Genomic DNA, 335 nt, shown 5'->3' with positions numbered 1-335 from the left:
GCGGCCTCGGTGGCCGGTTGCTCCCACTCGCTGCGGCCGACCTCCCAGAGGTGCACCGGCGCCTGCCAGCGCAGCCGCCTGGCGATATCCCGCAACTGGCGCTGGTAGCGGGCCAGGTAGTCCGCATCGGCACCCTGCTGCGCGCTGAGCGCCCAGACGATGCCGTCCACGGGGCGACGCGGACGGAGCCGGCGCCATCGTTCGAGACGCGCATCGCCAGCGGCCTCCTCGGCCGCACCGCCCCAGAGCAGGACGACACCCTCGCCTTCCAGCCATTGCGCACCGGCCAGGCCGGGAGCGATGGCCGTGACTTCGTCCGGCTCGCCGATCACCAG

1 pseudogene is annotated in these 335 nt (G+C 73.7%); it reads right to left on the bottom strand.

From position 1 onward, the window contains the following. Positions 1–335 (bottom strand): annotated as a pseudogene (locus ACYJSS_RS30700) (ImcF-related family protein); the annotation flags it as partial.

The organism is Pseudomonas sp. No.21 (assembly GCF_054558415.1).
This window is presented reverse-complemented; position numbering and strand designations above follow the sequence as displayed.